The organism is Pseudomonas sp. XP1, assembly GCF_053557675.1.
Genome location: NZ_JBNRIJ010000013.1, coordinates 58537 through 60251 on the forward strand (window position 1 = coordinate 58537; position 1715 = coordinate 60251).

Below are 1715 nucleotides of genomic sequence, written 5' to 3' on the forward strand. Positions count from 1 at the left end.
TTCGTTTGCGGAATAACCTGCCAACACGCTTGGATAATAAGAAATTCGAACAAAGGTCCGCGTGCCCATGAACCAGGAAAGTATCAGCCAGTCCATTGCCATCGTTCATCCGATCACACTTTCCCATGGCCGCAATGCCGAAGTCTGGGACACCGACGGCAAACGTTACATCGACTTCGTCGGCGGTATCGGTGTACTCAACCTGGGCCACTGCAACCCGGCCGTGGTCGAGGCGATCCAGACCCAGGCCGCTCGCCTGACCCACTACGCCTTCAACGCAGCCCCCCACGGCCCATACCTGGCGCTGATGGAACAACTGAGCCAATTCGTACCAGTCAGCTACCCATTGGCCGGCATGCTCACCAACAGTGGCGCGGAAGCTGCGGAAAACGCCCTGAAAGTGGCCCGTGGTGCCACCGGCAAACGCGCCATCATTGCCTTCGACGGCGGCTTCCACGGTCGCACCCTGGCCACCCTGAACCTCAACGGCAAGGTCGCCCCGTACAAGCAGCGGGTCGGTGAACTGCCGGGGCCGGTTTATCACCTGCCCTACCCCAGCGCCGACACTGGGGTTACCTGCGAACAGGCCCTCAAGGCCATGGACCGCCTGTTCAGCGTCGAGCTGGCAGTGGAGGACGTGGCGGCGTTCATCTTCGAGCCGGTGCAGGGCGAAGGCGGCTTCCTCGCCCTTGACCCAGCTTTCGCCCAGGCCCTGCGCCGCTTCTGCGACGAGCGCGGCATCCTGATCATCATCGACGAGATCCAGTCGGGCTTCGGCCGCACCGGCCAGCGCTTCGCCTTCCCGCGCTTAGGGCTCGAGCCCGACCTGCTGCTATTGGCCAAGAGCATTGCCGGCGGCATGCCGCTGGGTGCAGTGGTCGGGCGCAAGGAGTTGATGGCAGCGCTGCCCAAAGGCGGCCTGGGTGGCACCTACTCTGGCAACCCGATCGCCTGCGCAGCGGCCCTGGCCAGCCTGGCGCAGATGACCGACGAGAACGTCGCTACCTGGGGTGAGCGCCAGGAGCAGGCAATCGTGCGCCGCTTCGAGCACTGGAAGGCCTCGGGCCTGAGCCCGTTCATCGGCCGCCTGACCGGCGTCGGCGCCATGCGCGGGATCGAGTTCGTCAATGCCGACGGCAGCCCGGCACCGGCGCAACTGGCCAAGGTGATGGAAGCGGCGCGGGCCAAGGGCCTGTTGCTGATGCCGAGCGGCAAGGCGCGGCACATCATCCGCCTGCTGGCACCGCTGACCATCGAGGCGGAAGTGCTCGAGGAGGGCCTGGATATCCTCGAGCAGTGCCTGACCGAGCTGAACTGATACTTACAAGCCCAGTTCTGCCGGAGTGAGCATGTCGGACTCGAAGGCAATCCAGCCGCCTTCGAGCTCGGCGTGGCCGTTGACGATCGGGCCGTAGTAGGTCAGGCCGTTCTCCAGGGTCACGCAGATGTGTGTGGCGTTCTTTTCGGGGGCTGCGAGCGTACCGACGAAATGCACCTTCTTCAGCGTTTCGGTCACCGCTTCCAGGCCAACGCGCATGTTGGGGTTTTCCGAGGCCTCGGCGTCGCCGCCACGGTCTTCGGCGCTGACGGTGATGGTGGCGATGTACGGGTACTTGGTGCTCAAGCGGGGTTACCTCAGTGGGTGTGTAGGCGTATGGGCGCGTAGAGTACGGCAGGTGGTCTCTATTGTCTCTACTGGCCTCTTCGCGGGTAAA

The 1715-nt window shown here is 64.1% G+C and carries 2 protein-coding genes; one reads left to right on the forward strand and one right to left on the reverse strand.

Going from position 1 to position 1715, the window contains the following annotated elements:
* Positions 1-67: 67 nt before the first annotated feature.
* On the forward strand, positions 68-1318 hold the full coding sequence (locus ACK1U9_RS14005) for a 2-aminoadipate transaminase (protein WP_085599530.1): 1251 nt from the start codon (positions 68-70) through the stop codon (positions 1316-1318).
* Between the two features lie 3 nt (positions 1319-1321).
* Here the strand turns inward: ACK1U9_RS14005 and ACK1U9_RS14010 are convergent, their stop codons facing one another.
* The gene (locus tag ACK1U9_RS14010) at positions 1322-1624 is read right to left on the reverse strand and encodes a hypothetical protein (protein WP_015271046.1); all 303 of its coding nucleotides are present in this window, start codon (positions 1622-1624) and stop codon (positions 1322-1324) included.
* Positions 1625-1715: the final 91 nt, after the last annotated feature.

Coding starts and splice junctions, on each gene's coding strand:
- ACK1U9_RS14005 (WP_085599530.1), top strand. CDS start 68: ATGAACCAGGAAAGTATCAGCCAGTCCATTGCCATCGTTCATCCGATC.